20 protein-coding genes and 1 pseudogene are annotated in these 21868 nt (G+C 45.0%); 12 read left to right on the top strand and 9 right to left on the bottom strand.

Annotated elements, in window-relative coordinates; translation table 11 throughout:
• Positions 1 to 99: 99 nt before the first annotated feature.
• The 4 genes from rsgA (at position 100) to secB (ending at position 2847) form a co-directional block, all read left to right on the top strand.
• Positions 100 to 1203, top strand: coding sequence for a ribosome small subunit-dependent GTPase A (rsgA, locus tag ACTXGJ_RS09425; RefSeq protein WP_439243545.1), 1104 nt, complete (start codon positions 100 to 102; stop codon positions 1201 to 1203).
• Positions 1204 to 1334: 131 nt separating this feature from the next.
• Positions 1335 to 1787 (top strand): rhodanese-like domain-containing protein, encoded by a 453-nt coding sequence (locus ACTXGJ_RS09420; RefSeq protein WP_439243548.1) that lies wholly within the window; start codon positions 1335 to 1337, stop codon positions 1785 to 1787.
• Positions 1788 to 2072: 285 nt separating this feature from the next.
• Positions 2073 to 2336 (top strand): glutaredoxin 3, encoded by a 264-nt coding sequence (grxC, locus tag ACTXGJ_RS09415; RefSeq protein WP_443565752.1) that lies wholly within the window; start codon positions 2073 to 2075, stop codon positions 2334 to 2336.
• Between the two features lie 58 nt (positions 2337 to 2394).
• The gene (secB, locus tag ACTXGJ_RS09410; protein ID WP_025647134.1) at positions 2395 to 2847 is read left to right on the top strand and encodes a protein-export chaperone SecB; all 453 of its coding nucleotides are present in this window, start codon (positions 2395 to 2397) and stop codon (positions 2845 to 2847) included.
• Positions 2848 to 2967: 120 nt separating this feature from the next.
• On the opposite strand, the gene adk is transcribed toward secB, so the two are convergent.
• The 6 genes from adk to ACTXGJ_RS09380 all read right to left on the bottom strand — a co-directional run bounded on the left by adk (position 2968) and on the right by ACTXGJ_RS09380 (position 9928).
• A complete protein-coding gene (adk, locus tag ACTXGJ_RS09405; RefSeq protein ID WP_439243823.1) occupies positions 2968 to 3621 on the bottom strand; it encodes an adenylate kinase in 654 nt (217 codons plus the stop codon).
• 262 nt (positions 3622 to 3883) lie between these two features.
• Positions 3884 to 5164, bottom strand: a complete 1281-nt coding sequence (gene ccmI / locus ACTXGJ_RS09400; protein WP_443565751.1) for a c-type cytochrome biogenesis protein CcmI — start codon at positions 5162 to 5164, stop codon at positions 3884 to 3886.
• Positions 5161 to 5688 (bottom strand): cytochrome c-type biogenesis protein, encoded by a 528-nt coding sequence (locus tag ACTXGJ_RS09395; RefSeq protein ID WP_443565781.1) that lies wholly within the window; start codon positions 5686 to 5688, stop codon positions 5161 to 5163. Before ACTXGJ_RS09395 ends, ccmI begins: the two co-directional genes overlap by 4 nt.
• Positions 5689 to 5720: 32 nt before the next feature.
• On the bottom strand, positions 5721 to 6314 hold the full coding sequence (locus ACTXGJ_RS09390; RefSeq protein ID WP_439243557.1) for a DsbE family thiol:disulfide interchange protein: 594 nt from the start codon (positions 6312 to 6314) through the stop codon (positions 5721 to 5723).
• A 1-nt stretch (position 6315) separates the two neighbouring features.
• Complete coding sequence (locus tag ACTXGJ_RS09385) at positions 6316 to 8343, bottom strand: heme lyase CcmF/NrfE family subunit (protein ID WP_443565749.1); 2028 nt, start codon at positions 8341 to 8343, stop codon at positions 6316 to 6318.
• A 250-nt stretch (positions 8344 to 8593) separates the two neighbouring features.
• Positions 8594 to 9928 (bottom strand): hypothetical protein, encoded by a 1335-nt coding sequence (locus ACTXGJ_RS09380; RefSeq protein ID WP_439243562.1) that lies wholly within the window; start codon positions 9926 to 9928, stop codon positions 8594 to 8596.
• Between the two features lie 552 nt (positions 9929 to 10480).
• Here ACTXGJ_RS09380 and mrdA point away from each other — a divergent pair.
• The 8 genes from mrdA (at position 10481) to scpB (ending at position 18529) form a co-directional block, all read left to right on the top strand.
• Positions 10481 to 12481, top strand: coding sequence for a penicillin-binding protein 2 (gene mrdA, locus ACTXGJ_RS09375; RefSeq protein ID WP_443565748.1), 2001 nt, complete (start codon positions 10481 to 10483; stop codon positions 12479 to 12481).
• A gap of 27 nt (positions 12482 to 12508) precedes the next feature.
• A complete protein-coding gene (gene rsmD, locus ACTXGJ_RS09370; RefSeq protein ID WP_443565747.1) occupies positions 12509 to 13228 on the top strand; it encodes a 16S rRNA (guanine(966)-N(2))-methyltransferase RsmD in 720 nt (239 codons plus the stop codon).
• Positions 13229 to 13470: 242 nt separating this feature from the next.
• Entirely contained in the window at positions 13471 to 13899 is a 429-nt protein-coding gene (gene rplM / locus ACTXGJ_RS09365; protein ID WP_439243570.1) for a 50S ribosomal protein L13, read from the top strand.
• Positions 13900 to 13909: 10 nt separating this feature from the next.
• Positions 13910 to 14296, top strand: coding sequence for a 30S ribosomal protein S9 (gene rpsI, locus ACTXGJ_RS09360; protein WP_443565746.1), 387 nt, complete (start codon positions 13910 to 13912; stop codon positions 14294 to 14296).
• A gap of 311 nt (positions 14297 to 14607) precedes the next feature.
• On the top strand, positions 14608 to 15699 hold the full coding sequence (locus tag ACTXGJ_RS09355) for an LpxL/LpxP family acyltransferase (RefSeq protein ID WP_443565745.1): 1092 nt from the start codon (positions 14608 to 14610) through the stop codon (positions 15697 to 15699).
• Positions 15700 to 15972: 273 nt separating this feature from the next.
• Positions 15973 to 17040 (top strand): tryptophan--tRNA ligase, encoded by a 1068-nt coding sequence (gene trpS / locus ACTXGJ_RS09350; protein WP_439243578.1) that lies wholly within the window; start codon positions 15973 to 15975, stop codon positions 17038 to 17040.
• A 25-nt stretch (positions 17041 to 17065) separates the two neighbouring features.
• Entirely contained in the window at positions 17066 to 17926 is an 861-nt protein-coding gene (locus ACTXGJ_RS09345; protein WP_439243581.1) for a segregation and condensation protein A, read from the top strand.
• A gap of 42 nt (positions 17927 to 17968) precedes the next feature.
• Positions 17969 to 18529, top strand: coding sequence for an SMC-Scp complex subunit ScpB (gene scpB / locus ACTXGJ_RS09340; protein ID WP_439243584.1), 561 nt, complete (start codon positions 17969 to 17971; stop codon positions 18527 to 18529).
• On the opposite strand, the pseudogene ACTXGJ_RS09335 reads toward scpB, so the two are convergent.
• The 3 genes and pseudogenes from ACTXGJ_RS09335 to ACTXGJ_RS09325 form a co-directional block, all read right to left on the bottom strand.
• Positions 18519 to 19106, bottom strand: a pseudogene (locus tag ACTXGJ_RS09335) (sugar transferase); the annotation flags it as partial. The gene scpB and the pseudogene ACTXGJ_RS09335 sit on opposite strands and share 11 nt — an antisense overlap.
• Positions 19107 to 19257: 151 nt before the next feature.
• The gene (locus ACTXGJ_RS09330; RefSeq protein ID WP_443565780.1) at positions 19258 to 20403 is read right to left on the bottom strand and encodes a glycosyltransferase family 4 protein; all 1146 of its coding nucleotides are present in this window, start codon (positions 20401 to 20403) and stop codon (positions 19258 to 19260) included.
• A 225-nt stretch (positions 20404 to 20628) separates the two neighbouring features.
• Positions 20629 to 21807, bottom strand: coding sequence for a hypothetical protein (locus ACTXGJ_RS09325; RefSeq protein WP_443565744.1), 1179 nt, complete (start codon positions 21805 to 21807; stop codon positions 20629 to 20631).
• Between the last annotated feature and the right edge of the window lie 61 nt (positions 21808 to 21868).

Below are 21868 nucleotides of genomic sequence, written 5' to 3'. Positions count from 1 at the left end.
ATGGTGTTTACAACTTTACAAAACCACTGTTAAGCTTAAGCTGTATGTTAGCAAATTTTCGCGCTACACTGAGCAATATTTTCGATATAGGCAGCACTCATGGCATTGATTCGGCAACGCAAACTCACCAAACAGCAGATTCGCCGTATAGACAAGCAACAACTAGAGAGTCAAGATAGTATTGATGATAGTTTGATGGATGGTGTAGTCATGGCGCACTATGGTAAGCAGCTAGAAGTGCAAGTCACCAGCTTGCCCGCCGTTATCGCTGAGCAGCCAGAGATTGGTCCCGATGACCCTGAGCCTTTTTGGCAAGAGCTTGTAGTTGGTGATATTTGGCGCTGTCATGTGCGTACGAATCTGCCGATGCTAGCCGCTGGTGATCAAGTGCGCTGGACTGCCGATTCTAATACTGGCTTTGGACGTATTGAGTCCGTCAAGCCGCGCACCTCGTTGGTCTCGCGTCCGGATCGTTATCACAAGCTCAAACCTGTCGCCGCTAACGTCGATATTTTGGCTATTGTTTTTGCGCCCCTGCCAGCCGCCGCCCCTTCTTTGATCGATCGCTATTTAGTCGTTTGTCATCACGCTGGTGTTAAGCCACTACTGGTACTAAATAAAGCAGACTTATTGGCTCAAGATGACTATGCTGATACCCATGAGCTCCTTACTCAATATGCCGCTTTAGGCTACGAGAGTGTCTTGACCTCTGTTGATTGTCCCGAAAATATCGCGGAGAATGACGAGCAAATAGGCTTAGGCGAGCTAAAGAGCTATATCGATCATAAGCTAGTCATTTTCGCCGGTCAGTCTGGTGTTGGTAAAAGCAGCCTTATCAACGCGCTGCTGCCAGAGTCTGCTCAAAGCGTCAATATCATCTCTGAGAACTCCCAATTGGGTCAGCACACCACGACTACCAGTCGGCTATTGCCTTTTAATCCGGATAACTTAACGGCTGGCGGTATCGTCGATACGCCCGGTATTCGAGAATACGGTATCTGGCATCTAACTCCTGAAGATATTATTTCAGGCTTTATAGAGTTGGCACCTCTAGCAGGTTATTGCCAATTTCGCGACTGTCGCCACACTCATAACTCTAAAGGCTGCGCGCTATGGCAAGCGGTAGCGGATGGTGAAGTATTGCAGCGCCGCGTTGAGAACTTAGTCACCTTAAGGCAAGAGGCAGATACTAAGCCATACTAAGCCACACCAGGGCGGGTTTGCTTTGATCGACCGTTTACTATAACGAGTCTTATCGGTATAATAGCGCCTGGTTCAATATGGTTAGACTGTATTAGCAGTCTGCTAGAGCCCTAATTTTTTGGAGGTCTGTTGTGGATCGTGCGCTTGAATTTGTAGGCAATCACCCCTTTTTATTTGGTATTTTGGCGGTATTAGCCATATTATTTTTTACCATTGAAAATAAACGTAGTGGCAAAAAAATATCCCCTAATACACTTGGGATGATGGTCAACTCGCAAAATGCGCAATTGATCGATATTCGTGCCAAAAAGAAATTTGAGACTGGCTATATTCAAGGCAGTCGTAACATTCCTTTCACCGAAATAAAAGATCGCTTAGAGGAAATACGCGCGATCGAGCAGCCTGTGATTATTATTTGTGATATGGGCGTGCAAGCGGGTGCGGCGATACAGATGATCGGCAAAGACAACGTCTATCGCTTAGAAGGCGGCGTAGGCGGTTGGCAAGGCGCTGGTATGCCGCTAGTGAGTCCAAAGGATGTGCAAGCTAAAAAAGGTAAATCTAAGCCGAAGCTCAGTAAGTAGCGGACATCGGGTCTGACAATTTTTTAACTTAGACAGTCCTATATTTGTTAGATATAAAGACATCAGAGCTGTTATCCAAAGCTATGATGTCTTTTTTTATGGCGATAATTTTTTATGACAATAACAATTGCGATTCTTGTGAACTTTTATTACATTTATCGGTATCCGCTTGAATTTATCACCTTGAGCCCCACTTCATAAATGAAGATAATAAAAACTAGACTGTTCAGTAATGGCGGCTAGTATGCGTTATGACTACTCATTTATTATAATTAAGGATTTATTATGACCGTTCCTGTTAAAGTATATACCACTCCAATCTGTCCCTATTGCTCAAACGCCAAACAACTATTACAATCTAAAGGCGTTGATTATGAAGAGATTGGCATGCACGATATTAGCAGCGATGAGCGCCGCGCTTTGATGCAAAAAACCAATAATTACCGCACGGTGCCACAGATTTTTGTGGGTGATACTTTTATTGGCGGCTTTGATGAGCTCAATCGATTCAACCAGCAAGGCAAGCTTGACGAGCTATTAGCTGGTTAAACGGCATAACTTCGCATCTTTTTGAATAATTATTTTATTAATTTTTAGAGGAAATACCATGGCTGAAGAACAAGCACAACCCCAACTAGCGTTAGAGCGCATTTATGTCAAAGATATGTCACTTGAAGTGCCTGGCGCTGATGTATTCACCAAAGAGTGGAACCCAGAGCTAGACATCAATCTATCAAGCAATGCTGAGAAGTTAGACGACGATCATTACCAAGTGACTTTAACCGTAAGTGTCAATGCCAAAAACGCGGAAGCACCAGCGTTTATCGCGGAAGTGCATCAAGCCGGTATTTTCTTATTAAAAGATATTCCAGAAGATCAAATCGGACAAATCCTAGGCGCATATTGCCCTAATGTTTTGTTCCCTTATGCGCGTGAAGTGATCAGCGATATCGTCACTCGTGGCAGCTTCCCGCAGTTACTACTCGCGCCGGTCAACTTCGACCAAGCTTATGCCCAAAGCCAAGAGCAAGCTCAAGTCGATGCGCAAGGTAAAGCGTAAGCCTACATTGAATAGACTAGATTGAACCAATCAATTGATAAAATAAAAACCGCCTAACTCATGAGTTAGGCGGTTTTTTTATGCACTGATATAAGCAAGTATTAGCTTATTGCTAGCCGTTTAGTCTTTTAACGCGGCTAAGATCTGCTCTCTTACTTCATCAATCGCTTGGGTACCGTCAAACTTATCATAATCAGGAGTATCCGCGCCTTCTTTGGCTTTGTCTTGATAAAAACCGACCAAAGCAGAGGTTTGCTGATGATAAGTGGCTAAGCGCTCACGAATGGTCTCTTCTTTATCATCTGGGCGCTGAATAAGCGGCTCACCGGTAACGTCATCGACGCCTTCAACCTTTGGCGGATTGTGATCGATATGATAGATACGACCTGAGTCGGCATGCTGACGACGACCGGATAAACGCTTGACGATTTCGTCATCAGGAACGCTAATTTCAATCACATGGTCGATGGCGACATTCGCTTCAGCAAGGGCCTGCGCCTGTGGAATGGTGCGCGGGAACCCATCTAATATACAGCCATTGGCGCAGTCAGGCTTAGCGAGACGCTCTTGGACTAAGTTGATGATTAGGTCATCAGAAACGAGACCGCCTGCATTCATCACGCCTTGCGCTTGTTTACCAAGCTCAGTACCTTCTTTGATCGCAGCGCGTAGCATATCACCTGTGGAGATTTGCGGGATATCATACTCTTTTGAGATGAACTGGGCTTGGGTACCTTTACCGGCGCCAGGGGGACCTAGCAAAATAATACGCATCATTATACGTTTCTCCTCAATAGATGGGGTTTGAAAGTTCTAGAAAAATTTACAAGACATAGGGATTGGTGAATTGCAAGCCATACCTTACCTTGTGCTTTTATAAAGCTCAAGTTTTTTTGTCTTATATTGCCAAAGTTGCTATGACTTTACTGTTCATGTAAAGCAATTGCGCGCCAAAGCGACTAGTAAAACACTTAGCTTTGACACGCTGTTCGTAATAAAATTAAGGCGAATTTATCTAAGACACTTGCTCAATAATCTAAGGAACTTGCTGATTAATCTCGACATTGACTTGATTTTGATCGGCGCTGATCACGACCGGATTACCAGATAAGTCTCCAGATTCAGCAACCGCATTACCGCTATGGCTAATACGGGCAATCACTGCCAGCTGTGTCTTGTTCGCGCGTGCAGAGGCTAAAGTACGCTCAGGCATCATAGCATCTAGATCGCTTAAGCTAACATTTGCTTCGCCTTGCTTAACCACCGAAATAGGCAGACGCTTAGCAGCGAAAGGTGGTCCGCCGTTGACATCACGTATCGCCACAAAGAGCACATCATCCCCTTTCACTAATGGCAATAAGCTCGAGTTGATCATAACCGTGACATCGATACCTTGCGCTGCTTGCGCTTTTTGCGCGCTAACATTAGCGCTCAATTCATCTAGGCTGGCTAGTGCGCGGCTATGATCGCCAGGCTTAGCGGCAATGCTATTTCGCAAACGGCTAATCCAGCCTTGAGCTTCATCGAAGTTACTACTACGCGCCTCGCCCATTGCCATCAGCATTTGCGCGCCTTCGTGCTGCGGGTTTTCGACAAGTACGTCTTGCAATACTCTACGAATATTGGCATCGAGCTGACCTTCATTGGCGAAGAAACTAATCTGCGCGTAACTCGTCGCGATCTCTTCGTTTTCGGGCGATAAGCGATAGGCGCGAGACAGCGCTTCTATCGCGGAAGGTGTGGCTTCTAATGATAAGAATAGCTCTGATAGACGCATCCAACGATCTGGGTCATCAGCATGGCGATAGACATTGGTCTGCATCGCGCTGATGAGCTGTCTGCCATCTTCAATCGCCCAAGCGGGTGGCTGATCAATTTTACCGGTTAAAAGATCATCAGCGACTTGACCAACTTTGTCCTCAGCGGTCCATAGTTCAAATACCGGGGTACGATTGCCGATCAATAGATAAGCCATAGCGGCTAATACTGGCACCCAAACCATCACGATTAAACGGCTTTTGATCCCTGGCGCAACCATAGGAGTAACTTCTCGCTGAGCATCTAGCAACTGGCGCTCAAGCTCAAGCTTTTGGTTTTGATAATGACTGTCGTCGATAGTTCCGTTGTCTTTATCGCTTTTTAGTTCAGCCAAACGCTCACGAAATACGGCGACGTTGATATCTAGCAGTTGATTGTCTACCGGATTTGCCTTAATACGCGCGGCGCGTAGCCACGGCGTAATAGCGATAACCGCAAAAATCAGCGCAATAAATAAGCTTAGAGCAATAAATAAGCCGATAGTAGAAAATAGGGTCATTTTTTGTCCTCTGGGCTTGAGATATCATGATCGATGCTATCAGTACTGGTATTGGCACGCGATAATAGACGATCTAGTTCTGCTTTTTCTGCCGGGGTGAGTGCCGCAGTCGTACTTTCAACCTTTACTCGGTTTTGGCCACGGGCCGTAACCTGTCGGCGTTTACTTTGCCAAAACCAACCGCCGATTAATACAATCAGCAATAAAGGCGGAAAGAACCATAGAATCCAAGTGGAAGGACGGACTGGCGGCTTATAACTGATAAAGTCACCATAACGCTCTTGCATGTAACTGCGTATCTCACCATCGCTGCGGCCCTCTTTGACTAAGTCAAAGGTCTTTTGCTTTAGGTCTTGGGCAATAGGGGCATCTGAGCCTGCCAAGTTTTGGTTCTGGCATTTTGGGCAACGCAGTTCTTCGATAAGACCGCGATACTGCGCTTCTTGCTGCGGGGAGTCAAAATCATAGACATCAATAGCTGCGTAACTCGGTAAGCTCGCTAGGCTCAGCAGACACGCTAACATGACACTGGCTACTCTGAGTAGAATATGAATCATCACTGACAGGCCTCCGCAACTTGACTGGCACCAGGAATGGCATTGGTCTTATTGGCTTCATTGAGGACCATCAAACAAGGAGTGATACGGTCTTGCCAATTGGCTTCATTAATCTCACCAATAATATGCTGACGAATAACGCCATTACCATCTACCACAAAGGTCTCAGGGGCGCCGGTTAAGCCTAAATCTAAAGCAAACTGACCCGATGAATCCTGAATAGACATCGAAAAAGGGTCGCCGCCGCGGTTTAGATAGCTCAGCGCATTACCGATCTCATCTTTATAATTCACACCAACCAGATTAACACCGCGCTCCTCAAGCTCCATCAAAAAAGGATGCTCAACGATACAAGTTGGGCACCAAGAGCCCCAAACATTCATCAAAAAAGGCTCATCAGGCAGATTCTCGTTAGTCATAATACGGCTAGTATCTGATAATAAAGGCAGCTTAAAGTCAGGCACTGGACGCTCAAGCGCGGTATTCATAACCACTTCAGTCGGCTTACCTAACTGGTTTCCTAGTAGATAAAGCACCCCAACAAACACTAGCAGCGGAATCAAAAACCATATTTTTAGCTGTTTTTTATTCATCTTACCTCTCCTCCGCACTTGCTGCTTGTGTTGCCGTTTCTACCGTACGAACAGCGCCGGTACTATTAGCCTCTAATAAAGAGCCTTTCGGTTTTTTGATACGGTAACGCTTATCGAGCATACTGAGTAGTCCGCCTAAGGCCATGATAATAGCGCCAAGCCAGATCCAGCGAATCAGCGGCTTGACATAGATACGCAAGGCCCACTCATTACTACCCTCAGCGATAGGCTCGCCAAGTGCCACATAGACATCACGCATTAAGCTAGCATCAATCGCCGCCTCGGTGGTCGGCATCGTACTGATAATATACGTGCGCTTTTCGGGCGTTAGCGTCGCCACTGCCCGACCGTTTTTACTGACAGCCACTTCTGCTTGCGTCGCATCAAAATTACTGGCTTTGATCTCACGAAAGTCCCTCAAGCTAAAGTCGTAGCCTTGAACATTGACAGTATCGCCCTCAGCCATAGCAACATCACGCTCGATGCTCAGACTGGTCGTAAAAGCCACTCCAATCACTGCTATCAGCACGCCTATATGAGCGACTTGCTGACCCCAATAGCTTAGGCGTAGTTGTTGTAAACCTTTCAAGAGATTAGATGCGTTTTTGGTCTTATCTCTAAAATCAATTACCATCCATAAGAGTACCCAAAAGCTCACCGCTAAAGTCACGCCGATGTTGAGCATAGAGGACGGATGAGCAAAGTAGGCAATAATTGCGGCTAGGACTAAACTGCTGACTGCAATGACCATTCCCACGCCTAACAAAGGCCGCTTGTCTTTTTTCCAGCGAATATTAGAGCCCATACCCATCGCTATCAATAGCAGCCAAGTTAAGGGGACAAATAAAGCGTTAAAATAAGGAGGGCCTACAGAGACCTGACCTAAATTAAAGGCGTCAGCGATGATAGGATAAAGCGTTCCCAACAGCACTACTAAGGTTGAGATCAAAATAATGACGTTATTAATAACCAAAAACGACTCTCGCGATATCAGCTGATATTGGCTCTCAACCGTCAAGCGCCAACCCCGTACCGCAAACATCAGTAAGCCGCCACCAATAATAATACCCAAAATCACCAAAATCACTAATCCGCGAGTTGGGTCAGCAGCGAACGAATGCACTGAGGTAATAACCCCAGAGCGCACCAAAAATGTCCCTAATAAACTCAGCGCAAAAGCAAAAATAGCGAGCATGATGGTCCAAGCTTTAAACACGCCGCGCTTTTCAGTTACCGCCAACGAGTGCAACAGTGCAAGCCCTGCCAACCACGGCATCAAGGAAGCGTTTTCTACCGGATCCCAAAACCACCAGCCGCCCCAACCAAGCTCATAATAAGCCCACCAAGAGCCAAGGGCGATACCAATCGTCAAAAAGCCCCAAGCTGCTAGCGCCCAAGGCCGTGACCAACGGGTCCATACCGCATCCAGACGACCTTCCCATAGTGCTGCCATACAAAAAGCAAAAGGTACTACCATACCAACATAGCCCATATAGAGCATAGGCGGATGGATAATCAGACCAAAGTCTTGTAGCACTGGGTTTAGATCAGCGCCATCTACTGGTAGGTTAGGCAGAGTGCGCTCAAATGGCGATGAAGTAAAGATCAGCATCGCGAGCATCATTAGCTGTACCGCTGCTAATATTACTAGCACTCGAGCACGCATAGATAACGGCAGACCGCGGCTAAAGTAGGAAACTAAGGCGCACCATGTGGCCATGATAGTCATCCAAAGCAGTAGCGAGCCTTCGTGCCCGCCCCATGTCGCGGATAGCTTATAGTACCAAGGTAGCAAAGTATTGGAGTGCTGAGCCACATAGACCAGAGTAAAATCATTATAATAAAAGCCTGCCATCAACGCGCCAAACGACACGATCATAGCGGCAAGCTGCGCCCAAGCCAGACTTGGAGCCAAGCGCTGCCAAGCGACTTGATGACGCATAACGCCAATGGTTGGTAATACGACTTGCAATATTGCCAATACAAAAGCGGCAAGCAAGGCAAAATAACCCAATTCTGTGATCAACATACAGTCCAACCTTGTCTACTTTAGCGCAAAACCTCAAACCGCCATTAAGCGGCATAAGCTCACCATCTTTAGCTGCTTATCTTTCAGGTTTTGCTTGATAACATTGTCGTTTACTTTTTGTCGCCGTGAGTGTAATACGGTTCAAGAATTTATAACTGCTCAATAAATGCAGCGATCGCTATTCGTTATATTGTCTTTTGATTATGGCGTTGTTTATCGCAGTTTTTATCCTGACTTGGATATAAAGGACCTAACCCACAGCGGGGAAAAACACCAATACTAAGTGGAGCCAACCGGCTAAAAACCCAGTCAAACCGCCGAGTACAATCAGCGTCATCTCATCCTCTCGAAAGGCGGGTCGCAGCAAGTTTTGAAACTCATGCGGGGTCAAAGCGCGAATGCGGTCGCGAAATAGACCAAAAATCTTACTAGCGCGGCTCTCATTAAGCTCAGGATCGCGTATCGGTACCATCGTGGCACTAATCGACTTATCGATAATGGTGTTTTTGAGTTTCCCAAACTCGCGTCGTCCTAAGCTCACACGTAAGGAAGTCTTGATGACAGGCGACTCTAACAGCTCATAAAGGTGCGATTTCATCAACATGCGTGTCTCATTTGCACGCGCACCATACATCATCTCATTCATGATGTTCTCAAGTGTCACTAAGTCTTTGACGACAATCTCAGCAAAAACCTCAGAGACCTCTTCTTGACGCTTCATAAAGCCGCCTTGAAAGCGAAACTGAGCGATATGCGGTAGCTGTGGCACTAAGAAGGGAAAGCGGCTACTGCGTTTAAAAAACTTCACATAAGGAATAAAGCGTGGCTCTACTGGATTGAATACCATCCAAATAGCGATCCAGTTGGTCAAAAAGCCCCAGATAGCGGCAAAGAAAGGAACGGTCCAATGCTGCGGCACGACTAAGAAGATAAACATCTGAATCAGGCCGAATACTAAGCCAATGAGCGCACTAATATGCCAAATAAAGTTAATCTCTTTTTGCCCGACCCGTAAGAACATATTGACCATCAAGCGTCGATCGTTCTCCATCGTATTGACGATCATCTGGCGCATATCAACTAAGTCTTCGACGTTATTGGTCAAATCCAATACCAAAGACTGCATAATCTCTGGTAGGGCTTTGTGCGCCTGATTATAAATACGGCGTTTTATGGCGTAAGGAATATTACCCCACAAGGTCTCTGAGCGTTCAAGCATAATCTCATCGATGAGCGTCTCAAGGTTTTCATCGACCTTTTCGGTGATAAAAACCGCCATTTGCTCAGGCTCCATCGCTTTAAAAAACTCATCTAATGAGCCAAGCTTTGAGAGCGTCTGATCGACGATAACCCCTGATATCTTCCCCGCTTTACGCGGTACGATACCTTGCCATCCTATCCCTGGTAAACCAAAGAAGGGAAAGTTAGGAATGCGAATACCCCAAAACTTTATAGGATAAAACAGCATTTTCAATGCCATCCATACGTGTACCCAAGTGACAAAAGCGGTCACTGGCGGAATAGTCAGCATAGCAAGGAATTCTGGATGCTCAGCGAGCATCTGCCATATTGAGGTTACGTCCATGACTTTGCACGTCCCTTATATAAAGGTTATTGTCAGTCTATTGCGTTTATACTGTTGTGTTTATACTAGTAAGTTTTTATTAGGGCGTTGATACCATTTTGATACCGGCCATAAAACCGCCTGATTTTAACATACTTGCTATTTTTTAGCACCCATATAGCCTATGGAAGTTATGACCGTAGGCGACACTTTTAGTGAAGCTCAGTTGGCTCTACTGATTTAAAATATTGATGTATAGTAAGCGCCTAAACAAATGGGTTACAAGCCTTTTCACGGTAGTCATTATCTAGCGGCACTGCCTGTAAAGCTTATTATTGAATGCTCATTATGGAATACAGGGCTTGCTACAGGTTGATCGTTTTATATTTAGCGAGCGGTCTCTGTTATAATCTGCGCCTTGCAGCTTGGATGATAATACGACTTAACACAATAAACACTCGCTATGTGTTTGAAATTATTATTGTTATTTTTGTCAGTATCCTATATATTTGCTGCAATCTCTCTACTAAGCGCCCTAGGTGCCGTCCCTTTCGCTTTAGGTATCGATCTTCTATGAATAAACCGCTCACTCCAAATACTGAACAGATCAATCGCATTTTTATGCGGCGGATTATTATCCTTGGAGTGCTGATTTTTTTGGGTTTGAGCGGCTTGATAGTGCGTTATGGATTTTTACAGGTCTATGCTCACGATCGGTACAGTACGCAGGCGGACAATAACCGTATTAAGCTGATCTCTGCCCCTCCTAGCCGCGGCTATATCTATGATCGTAACGGTATTCTGCTCGCGGATAATCAGCCGGTATTTACCGCGATGATTAACCCTGATGTTGTCGAAGATCCTGAACGCGTTCTCGCGCTACTCGCTCCTATTTTTGATTTGAGCGAGAATGATATTACCGATATTTTAGCGCGGTTACATAAAAGCAAAAGAGACCCCGTCACCGTCAAAATCGACTTAACGGAGACCCAACTAGCACAGTTTAGTGAGCGTAAGCCTTTTTTTCAGGGTGTGACTATTCAAAGTAAGCTTACCCGCTCTTATCCTTATGATGAGCTGTTTGCTCATGTGATCGGTTATGTTGGCCGGATTAATGATAAAGAAACCAAGCGTATCGATAAGGATCGTTATGCGGGTACAGATCTGATTGGCAAAATCGGTATCGAAGATTATTACGAGGATATCTTGCTAGGCGAGCCCGGCTACCAGTCGGTGGAGACTGACGCCCATGGTAATATTCTCCGTCAGTTGGAGACTAAGCCGCCTATCGCTGGCAATGATATTACCTTGAGCTTGGATTATGGTCTACAAAAAGTAGCGCAAGAGCAGCTAGACGGCAGGCGTGGTGCTATCGTCGCCATAGATCCTCAAAATGGTGATGTGCTAGCCTTTGTGAGTAACCCAAGCTACGATCCCAATCCTTTTATCTCTGGTATCTCGTTTAAAGATTACGGTGCACTACGCGACGATATCGATCAACCGCTATACAATCGTGCCTTGCAAGGTATGTATCCACCAGCGTCTACTATTAAGCCTTTTGCAGGGTTAGGCGGTATCCATTACGGTCTGCGTAATTGGGAAACCACTATTTATGACCCCGGTTATTTTAGCTTGCCCGGGGACTCACATCGTTTTCGCGATTGGAAACGCGGCGGTCATGGTACCGTTGATCTTAAAAAATCGATTATGATGTCTGTCGATACTTATTATTACAAGCTGGCTTATGAGATGGGTATTCAGCGCCTGCATGACTGGATGGCTGAGTTTGGTTTTGGCGAGCGCACCGGTATTGATTTGCCTAACGAAAAGTCCGGCATTATGCCTTCGCCTAAATGGAAAAAAGATCGCTATGATAAAGACTGGCTGCCGGGCGAGACGATCTCGGTGAGTATCGGTCAAGGATATTTTTTAGCAACACCGTTACAAGTCGCTAATGCTACCGCGATGACGGCTAGCAAAGGCAATCATATCACGCCGCATCTACTAAAAAGCAGTGAAGGGGCAGCAGCAGTCAAAGTCATTAGCAAACCTGATGGCAAGATTGCTTATAATGGTAAGCCATCCGACTGGCTACGCATGCATGATGCTATGGAAGACACGGTGAAGAGTGGTACCGCACGTGGTATCTACACCAAGAAGTATCGTATCGCGGGCAAAACCGGAACCGCTCAGGTAAAATCCATTGCGCAGGGTAAAAGTTATGATAAATCGGCTCTCGATAAACGCCATTGGGATCATGCTTGGTTTACCGGTTTTGCACCAGTTGAGAACCCAAGCATTGCGCTAGCGGTACTGGTTGAAAATGGCGGCGGCGGTAGTGCTGTTGCCGCGCCTATCGGACGAGAGCTCTTTGATTACTGGGTGATGCAGCGCAGTAAAGACCCTATTATGCCGCCGACTGCAGATCAGCTAAAAATCATCAAGCGTCATAAAGCGATAGAAAAAGCGCGCCTTGATGCTATTCGTGAAGCGGAGGCGAAAGCAGCAGCCGAAGCGGAGGCTGCGGCTTTGGAAGAAAAGGCTCTGCTAACTGCCGCTACCCCTACTCTCTAAAACAACCTTGATTTAACCTTTTTTATTATGAAAAAATCCTCAGCAGTACGCCAGTCGCAAGCCCAAAAAGCAAGAGTATCAAAATCAAAGACTGGTAGATCAAAAGACGCCACATCAAAAGCGCAACCACAAGCTGCAGGTTGTGTCCGTATCATCGGTGGTCAGTTTAAGCGGCGTAATGTCACCTTTATCGATGGTGAAGGCCTGCGTCCAACTCCAGATCGCCTGCGTGAGACGCTATTTAATTGGCTACTCGCGGATATACATGGCGCGCGCGTATTAGACAGCTGCGCGGGTAGCGGCGTCTTAGGTTTTGAAGCTTTGTCTCGCGGCGCGGCGCATTGCACTTTTATTGAAGCCAACCCAGCACAAGCACAGCGGCTCTCACAGAATGCTGAGCAGCTACGTCTAGAAGCGGACAGCTTTAGCATAAGGTCTGGTAAAGCTGAAAATGTCCTGACACAAAAACAGGATTTCACCCAACCGTTTGATATTATCTTTATCGATCCGCCGTACGCAGACGATCTGTGGCAGCCTATTTTGAGTACGCTAATCGAGCAAGAACTGCTCACAAGCGAAACCCTGATTTATTTGGAAGCCGATAAAGACTTAACTGTTCAATTGGCGCAATTAGCCGAGACTCTAAGTGATAATAAGGATGTGCAGTCAATAACTGGTTTTACTTGTCTAAAACAAAGCAAAGTAGGTCAAGTTGTTGCTGGACTTTATCAGCTGTCAGCGTCATAATCATCTCACTGCTTTTTACTATTGTCACAACATCTCATCAAGAAATAATGATAATGTGTTAAGATCTTTAATGCCAAAAAGTACAAAACCTGCTGAATATGACTGTTTAATGTAATGCAGGACAAAATAAACCCCATTGGCGCTTGCAAGCAGGAGCGCTACTGCTTATAATGTGCAGTCTGTTTTTTGAGAGCCCCGTTCCCAGCTAAACTCTCAACGAATTCTAAATTTAAGGTTTTATCATGAAAACACTTAGTGCAAAACCAGCTGAAGTGACCCATGACTGGTATGTTGTCGATGCTGACGGCAAAACCCTTGGTCGCTTAGCCACGCAAATCGCTACTCGCTTACGTGGCAAGCATAAGCCTTCTTTTACTCCGCATGTTGATACTGGTGACTTCATTGTCGTCATCAACGCTGATAAGATCACAGTAACGGGTAAAAAAGCGCAAGATAAAAAGTACTATCGTCACAGTGGCTACCCAGGTGGTATCAAAGAAACCAACTTCAATAAGCTGCTTGCACATAAGCCTGAAGATGTTCTACACAAAGCAGTTAAGGGTATGCTTCCAAAAGGTCCTCTTGGCTATGCGATGATCAAGAAGCTGAAATTATATGCGGGTACAGAGCATCCACATGAAGCTCAGCAACCTAAAGAACTAGACATCTAAGGATAATTTTATGGAACGCAATTACGGAACTGGTCGCCGCAAGACGTCTACCGCTCGTGTATTTTTAGCGAAAGGTAACGGTAGCATCGTTGTCAACGGCAAGCCACTTGATGAATATTTCAGCCGTGAAACCTCACGCATGGTTGTTCGTCAGCCATTAGAGCTACTTGAAACCCCTACTGCTTACGACCTTTACATCACGGTAAAAGGCGGCGGTATCAGTGGTCAAGCAGGCGCGATTCGCCACGGTATCACTCGTGCCCTAATCGAGCTTGACGAAACCAACAAGCCTGCACTAAAAGCAGCTGGTTTTGTGACTCGTGACTCACGTCAAGTTGAACGTAAGAAAGTCGGCCTACGTAAAGCACGTAAGCGCCCACAATTCTCAAAACGTTAATCAAAGCTATTGCTTATTGGTTTGCTACTCTATTGCTCGTCAGATAGTATTAAGAGTAGCAGCTAGTATTAGCATAGATTTGCACAACCTTATAAGTAGCTCGCTGCTTATAAGGTTTTTTTGTGGAAGAGAGCTAATGGTCGATAAACTGGCTTGGCTCAAGCGTAACCTGCCGTTTAATGCTAAGGGTATAAACAAATGCGCTGAGTTAAAGCGCTAGCCTACAAAACTCTGCTGCAAGCAAAACTCATCTTGTAAAGCAAGCTCATCTACCCCATCATAATAGCAACTTTTATTACAGCATCCTTATTATGAAAGCCCCTGAAAAATACGATCCTAGTAAAGCTAAAAATAAAGCCAACCCGCAACATGGCGTCTCTAGCCAGCCAGCAAAATCGCCGGCTCTAGCTGTGGGTACGCCAACCATCACTGAGACACAAAAAAAAACCGCTCAAGCTGAAAAAAAGCCTTTTCAGTGGCAGTTTTTATTGCCGAAGTATTGGGGTATTTGGTTAGCTTTAGCGCTAGTATTACCGATGGTCTATTTGCCACTACGTTATCAGTTTTGGCTAGGCCGTAAGCTAGGTGTTTTGGTGTATAAAGTAGCGGGCTCGCGTCGCCGTGATACGCTGATTAACCTAAAGCTTGCGTTCCCAGAAAAACCGGAAGTTGAGCGGACACTGATGGCCAAGCAAGTGTTTGTCAATCAAGGTATCGGTGTGTTTGAGACTTTATGTGCTTGGTTTCGGCCTAATGTGTTTACTAAAACGGTATCGATATCGGGGTTGCAGCATCTGGTTAATGCGCAAAATGAGGGGCGCGCGGTCATTTTATTGGGTGCTCACTACACCATGCTCGATTTAGGCGGCTTGCTCTGTACTCAGTTCTTTGCCACCGACTGTATGTATCGCACGCAAAATAACGCGCTACTGGATTGGTTCATCTACAACGGTCGCACGACTATCTTTGGTAAGCAGATCTCTAGCCGCGATATGCGCAGCTTAGTTGATTCGATCAATGAGGGTCATGTGATTTGGTACTCACCCGATCAAGACTATGGCCTTAAGCAAGGGGTGATGGCGCCATTTTTTGGGGTACCAGCCGCCACTATTACTATGGCGAGACGCTTAGCAAAGCTTGGCAGTAAAACCCATCCACCAGCGGTGATGGCACTGCATACTTATCGTCAGACCCCTGATAATCTACCGCGCGGCAAACGCCCACATTATCATCTGACCATTACTCCAAAGCTTGAGAACTATCCAAGCAATGATGAGGTCGCTGATGCCACGCGGGTCAATGAGATACTAGAGAGCCTAATCCGTATAGATCCGACGCAGTGGATGTGGTTTCATCGGCGCTTCAAACATGGTCCAAAGGGTCGCACGGATATTTATAAATAATAGGCGTAATCACCTAACAGCGTGTTATTGCCCGCTCAATATCGCTACTAAATTTGCTATACTCTGCTACTGATATTTCGCGCGTAAGCGTAGATATAGTCGATACACTTTAAAAATGACATAGCGCTGCTGGGATGAATTTTGTGCAGCCTCTGTGCAAGCAGCACGCCAGCAAAATTTATACCAGTAGCGCGCTTAAATCTATAACAGTTTTACTTTCAACTGACTATATCCCCTCTAATAAAACACTAGTAACAACACAATGGACTTTTTATGAGCGATAATAATTCGGCCTCTTCACCACAAAGCAAACGCATCTTGACTGGTATAAAACCAACCGGCATTCCGCATTTAGGTAACTATGTTGGTGCTATTCGTCCAGCGATAGAGTCCATTCAAAACAGCGATGATGAAGCGTTTTTCTTTTTAGCAGATTATCACGGGATTATCGGCTGCTATGATCCCGCTATCATTCATGAGTCTACTAAAGCCATTGCCGCGACTTGGCTGGCCTGCGGTCTTGACCCTGAGCGCGTGACTTTTTATCGTCAGTCCGATGTTCCTGAGATCACCGAGCTAGCTTGGATCTTGAATTGCTCTTGTGCTAAAGGGCTTATGAACCGCGCCCATGCCTATAAAGCGGCGGTCGATATCAATACTGAAAAAGCGGACGTTGATCCTGATCAAGGAATAACGATGGGTCTGTTTGGCTATCCGGTGCTGATGGCAGCTGATATCTTGATGTTCAACGCCACTCATGTCCCTGTAGGCCGCGATCAGATCCAGCATATCGAGATGGCACGCGATATCGCCGGCACCTTTAACCATAGATACAAGCCTTTATTTACGCTACCAAGTGCGGTGGTCGATGACGACATCCCACTACTTACTGGCCTTGATGGCCGCAAAATGAGCAAGAGCTATAGCAATACCATTCCGCTATTTGGTGAGGCTAATGGGCAAGTGAGCTCAGAGAAGCAAATGCACAAAGCCATCATGAAAATTGTCACTAACTCACAACTTCCTGATGAGCCAAAAGACGCTGATGCTTCGGCTATCTTTGAAATTTATAAAGCCTTTGCAACGCCGACAGAGATCGCTGATATGCGCGCGCAATTTGCGGCCGGTATCGGCTGGGGTGATGCCAAGCAAGTCTTGTTTGATAAAATAAACGATGAGATCGCACCCTTTCGCGCGCGTTATGAAGAGCTAATGGCCAATCCAAAAGAGCTAGAAGAAATCTTGCAAATGGGCGCAGACAAGGCCCGCCGTCACAGCCGTAAACAGTTAGATAAAACGCGCCGCGCCATCGGTATTCGCCCGCTAGCTAAACTCAAATAATCCGTTAGCTAGTCAGCCGATAAAGATGCCTTCAACGATTAGTTTAGCGCCTGATACTGCCTCTGATTTGACCAACCAAGGTTATGTTCATGCAGCTGATGCCACGCTGCGAATTTATCAAACGCCAGTAGCAAACCTGCCAGAGGACCTATATGTGCCGCCTGGGGCGTTTGCCATTTGGCTTGAGCAGTTCGCAGGGCCGTTAGATTTTTTATTGTATTTAGTCAAAAAAAACAATGTCGATCTAACACAGATGGATATTCTGCCGATTACTGAGCAGTATTTGGCTTATATCAGCGAGCTTGATAGCGATCATTTTGAACTCGCAGGCGACTACCTATTAATGGCTTCGACTTTGATTGCGATCAAGACAGAGCTACTACTACCAAAAGCGCAAACCCCAACCGATGAGCGCGATCCCAAAGCTGAGCTGATTGAGCGCTTAGAGGCCTACGCGCAGATTAAGGAGGCAAGCCGGCGCTTAGATGCGCTAGTTCGCCTGGAGCGCGATGTATTCTTAGCGATGGTCAGTCTACCGAGCTTTGAAGTGATGCAAGCTGAACTACCTAGCTACTCACCCACCCTACTGATCGATAGCTTATTTAAGATGCAATTGCAGCCTGATTATCAAATGCATAGCATCAAAGTCGATGCGGTACCTTTATCTGATCGGATCGCTAGCATCAGTCGCCAATTAAGCACTGGCAGTGCTCGCTCCTTTTATCAGCTATTAGACAAATCTCAAGGAAAAATCGGCGTAGTAGTAAGCTTTGTGGCAGTGTTAGAGCTGATGAAAAGGCAGTTAGTGGGTGTGGTTAATAGTGATGCAGAAGGTGATAAAGAGACCAGCCAAATAAACTCGTTAACTTTACAATGGTTGGTGTAGGGTTCGCGGTTGGAGTTAAACTTACCCCTAAACAGAGCAAACATGGTAAAAAATAACGATATTTCTAATGCTAAAGACCATAGCTTACAGATAGAGGTGCTGCTACATGCCTCAGATGCGCCACTCACTGAGCAAGCGCTAAAAAGGCATTTATCTTTATCAAATAAAGAGCTGGAGCTGGCCTTAGTGCAATTACAACAGCGCTTAACCTCTAGTGTGTTAAGACTACATAAAACCGCAAGTGGCTATCGGCTACAAATTGCTGATGATTATAGCGCGCTTATTCAGCGTGTGTTTCCACAGCGGCAACAGCGTCTTAGCCAAGCGCTGCTTGAGACGCTAAGCGTCATTGCTTATAAGCAGCCCGTCACTCGTAGCGACATCGAGTACGTGCGCGGAGTGACGTTGTCGAGTAGTCTGTTAAGGCAGCTGTTCGATAAAGGCTGGATTATGGAAGACGGCTATAAAGACACTTTAGGGCGTCCAGCCCTACTGCATACTACCCCGCAGTTTCTGGACGCTTTTGGATTGACAGCTTTGGACGAGCTACCACCAATGCCTGATTTTTCCGCGATAAGCGACGCGGCTTCGCATTACCCGTGAACCGGCTCATGGTAGCTTCGCCTTCTGCACATATACCGTGCATACTAATAACCATCTTAACCGTCTTAATCAATATGGTCAGATCCAACCACAGCGTTTGGTTGTCAACGTACCAAGTATCAAGCTCAAAACGCTTTTGCCAACTGATACTATTGCGACCATTGATTTGCGCGTAACCCGTGACCCCTGGCAGCACCAAATGCCGGCGAAACTGTTCTGAGTTATATAGGGGCAAATACTCCATAAGCTGAGGACGTGGGCCTACTATACTCATCTCACCTTTGAGCACGTTCCATAGTTGTGGCAACTCATCGAGACTGCTCGCTCGAAGTTTCTTACCAAAATCAGTTAATCGGTACTCATCAGCTAATAGCTTACCTTCAGAATCTTTTTCGTCACTCATCGTGCGAAACTTAAAGATTTTAAAGGGTTTACCATTAAGGCCGGACCGAGTTTGACAGAATATAACAGGCGATCCAAAATTCCTCCTAACCTTGTACGCTACCAAAAGATACACAGGCAACAGTAGAATTAAGACCGTAAGAGCAAGACTGAAATCGAGGGTTCTTTTAAACATAGTTAGACCTCATCAGTTTTTGACATCTCCTAAAGCCGCTATACCTCTTTTTTAATCAGCTATATCAGGACATGTAAATGTAAAAATAAAGAGCAATTAGATTCGATTGTTCTTAAAACGATGACTCATAATTTCGTTGTATTGTGAAAATCTAACCTAAGCCCATCTCCGCTATCATCTGAGTGTTTACTTTTTTGACGTCATACTTATCTACCGCGATGTTTCTAGAAGCTAAGCCCATTTGTTCATACAGATAGGGATGGTCTATAAACTGGCGCATGGCACTTGTTAATTCATTAATTGCTTGCACAGGAACTAAATACCCATTTTTGCCAGAGACCACCGTTTCTCTACAGCCCGGAGCATCGGTGGTAATAATTGCTCGCCCCATGGACATAGCTTCTAACACCGAGCGTGAGGTACCCTCGCGATAAGATGGCAATACATACACCGAACTTGCTGCTATAGCAGGACGAACATCGCTAAGTTTTCCCCAGTAAGTGATATCGCCGTTCGCTATCCACTGATCTAACTGTGCCTGCTCAATCGCTGCTGGATTGTCATCTATCCAGCCCACAAGATGAAACTCAGCATTACAGTGATCCTTTTTTATACGTTTGGACGCTTCAATATATTCCAACACCCCTTTATCTTTGAGGAGTCTGGCGATTAATAAGAAAGAAGGTTTGACGCGATTGCACTCATCTCTTGGTAACGGCAACACCTCAAAGTCATGTAGATCAACGCCTGAGCCATTGACCACTACTGTTGGAATAGTTGACTGCACTATATTTAGTTTTTTGAATAAATTTAAGTCATCTTTATTCTGAAAAAACACTTTAGAAGACTTAGCTAATGCTTGTTGATATAGCGCGTGTACAAACCTCTGGAATACGCTGCGCTTATTGGTTTCTTCTACTTGCTGAAAGGTATACCCTAAGCCCGATATCAGCACAAAACGATAAGGTACTTTGGCAAGCCATGCGGCTAACGTTCCGTACACCACAGGCTTAATGGTGTAAGCAAGTACATATTGTGGTTTGATTTTATTTAGGATCTGATAACTGGCCAAAAGCGTCTTTATATCTTTTATTGGATTAGTTCCAACGGGCTGCATAGTGATCTGATGAACGTGATAGCCGAGGCCTTTGAGCGTATTATGATCTGTAGCATAGTCCTCTAAGGCAGGAGCAACGACATGTATCTCATAGCCTAATTGAGCAATAGACGCCAAAAGCTTGCCTCTAAAATTTAAAACGTGAGGCAAATAGTTAGAAAATATTAAAAACCTTTTCATAGTAGTCATAATGTCTTCAACTTAGTTTTGAGTCATATTGAAAGGACAGTTGTGAAGGTTATTATTGAAACCAACACTCTAAAACCTATATCAGCGTTTGTATTCTTATATTCATATATTTAAATATATGAATATACTATAGGTAATATTTCTAAGGATTACAATAGAAAAGACATAAATAATATTTCTATTTATGTCTTGAGAGAGAAATTATTGAGAGGTTTTTTAATCTATCTTAGTGGACGGGTTTTGTTTAGCAGGGTTTTTGTTTTCGAATAAAGTACGAATGTCACAATCAGCGCAGACGAATAAGACATAAATCACGACAAATACATAGCGGTATCGAACCGCGGTACCATAGTTTGCAACGACTAAGCCGTAGACTGACATCGATAGCACCATAAATAACAACCAAAATGCTAGTTTATCAGGGCTTTTTAACCAAGCTTTACGCGTGATCAAAAATAAAATAGCAAGAATAAATAGATTCTCAAAAGACTGTAATAGTTGTAAAGCATTACTCGCCTCCCAAACAAAGGGTTTTGATAAGAAATACAGCCCTGAAGTTAACCCTTGAAAGACAAAGTCGGATGCTCCTGAGATGAGACTGATCTTATCTGGATCACCGCCATCCTCTACAAACATAGCGACCCTAAACTTATTGACTAACGGGATAGCGACAGGCGCGGAGAGCAGCAAAGCGGCAAGACTGATTGCGCCGATGATCAAAGCCTTGACCAATCCCATACCCTTTTTTGCGACATTAAAAATAAAGTACAGCAGGACTATAGGAGCTAAAATATAAAAATTCTGAAATTTGATTAGATAGACGGGAATGGTACAAAGAGCACTTTTAATAAACTTAGATTCTCGAGCAAAAACGATCGATAAAATCATAAAAAAGAAGATTGGCGTTTCTCGTAAGCTCAAAGCAGTATATAAAGCAACACTAGGAAACAACAGATAAAACCATACGGATACCTTAGTAAAGATATTTTTGACATACAAAACTAAGAATAAGACGATATAAAGAAAGGTATTATAAAACCCTAAACTAATGGCGGAAACGGGAGTAGGAAATGGCATGAGGGCAAAAAAAGCACTGGCTTGCAACACGTTTTCACCACTCGTTAGCGCCTCCATAATCCCTATCTCGCCCGTCCTTATCGCATTGACTCCGCGCCAATACCGGAACTGATCGCCCATATAGGACGTACTAAATAGCACATCATTTAAGACGAAAGGTAGCAAACAGTGTAAGGCAAGGACGACTTGATAGTTAGAGGGCACCCGAAACTTATAACCAGCAATCACAATCAATAACAAGCATATCAAAAAGCTAGGCAAATCAAAGAGCCTAATCCCTAAAAATCCATATGAATAAATCCAGCTTGGGTCTGTCATTAGATTTTCTCTATGTTGTTTTTTGAATATTGTAAATATTAAGCAGACTAATAATACTTAG

The sequence above is a fragment of the Psychrobacter sp. 1Y11 genome (assembly GCF_052259045.1).
In the GTDB taxonomy this organism is placed as follows: domain Bacteria; phylum Pseudomonadota; class Gammaproteobacteria; order Pseudomonadales; family Moraxellaceae; genus Psychrobacter.
This window is presented reverse-complemented; position numbering and strand designations above follow the sequence as displayed.

Bases quoted from the DNA above. Each gene is read 5' to 3' on its own strand.
- ACTXGJ_RS09325 (WP_443565744.1), bottom strand. From the start codon at position 21,807: ATGACAGACCCAAGCTGGATTTATTCATATGGATTTTTAGGGATTAGG.
- secB (WP_025647134.1), top strand. From the start codon at position 2,395: ATGGCTGAAGAACAAGCACAACCCCAACTAGCGTTAGAGCGCATTTAT.
- adk (WP_439243823.1), bottom strand. From the start codon at position 3,621: ATGCGTATTATTTTGCTAGGTCCCCCTGGCGCCGGTAAAGGTACCCAA.
- grxC (WP_443565752.1), top strand. From the start codon at position 2,073: ATGACCGTTCCTGTTAAAGTATATACCACTCCAATCTGTCCCTATTGC.
- rplM (WP_439243570.1), top strand. From the start codon at position 13,471: ATGAAAACACTTAGTGCAAAACCAGCTGAAGTGACCCATGACTGGTAT.
- ACTXGJ_RS09355 (WP_443565745.1), top strand. From the start codon at position 14,608: ATGAAAGCCCCTGAAAAATACGATCCTAGTAAAGCTAAAAATAAAGCC.
- ACTXGJ_RS09385 (WP_443565749.1), bottom strand. From the start codon at position 8,343: ATGTTGATCACAGAATTGGGTTATTTTGCCTTGCTTGCCGCTTTTGTA.
- mrdA (WP_443565748.1), top strand. From the start codon at position 10,481: ATGAATAAACCGCTCACTCCAAATACTGAACAGATCAATCGCATTTTT.
- ccmI (WP_443565751.1), bottom strand. From the start codon at position 5,164: ATGACCCTATTTTCTACTATCGGCTTATTTATTGCTCTAAGCTTATTT.
- trpS (WP_439243578.1), top strand. From the start codon at position 15,973: ATGAGCGATAATAATTCGGCCTCTTCACCACAAAGCAAACGCATCTTG.
- ACTXGJ_RS09395 (WP_443565781.1), bottom strand. From the start codon at position 5,688: ATGTTAGCGTGTCTGCTGAGCCTAGCGAGCTTACCGAGTTACGCAGCT.
- rsgA (WP_439243545.1), top strand. From the start codon at position 100: ATGGCATTGATTCGGCAACGCAAACTCACCAAACAGCAGATTCGCCGT.
- ACTXGJ_RS09380 (WP_439243562.1), bottom strand. From the start codon at position 9,928: ATGGACGTAACCTCAATATGGCAGATGCTCGCTGAGCATCCAGAATTC.
- rpsI (WP_443565746.1), top strand. From the start codon at position 13,910: ATGGAACGCAATTACGGAACTGGTCGCCGCAAGACGTCTACCGCTCGT.
- ACTXGJ_RS09330 (WP_443565780.1), bottom strand. From the start codon at position 20,403: ATGAAAAGGTTTTTAATATTTTCTAACTATTTGCCTCACGTTTTAAAT.
- ACTXGJ_RS09390 (WP_439243557.1), bottom strand. From the start codon at position 6,314: ATGAATAAAAAACAGCTAAAAATATGGTTTTTGATTCCGCTGCTAGTG.
- ACTXGJ_RS09345 (WP_439243581.1), top strand. From the start codon at position 17,066: ATGCCTTCAACGATTAGTTTAGCGCCTGATACTGCCTCTGATTTGACC.
- rsmD (WP_443565747.1), top strand. From the start codon at position 12,509: ATGAAAAAATCCTCAGCAGTACGCCAGTCGCAAGCCCAAAAAGCAAGA.
- scpB (WP_439243584.1), top strand. From the start codon at position 17,969: ATGGTAAAAAATAACGATATTTCTAATGCTAAAGACCATAGCTTACAG.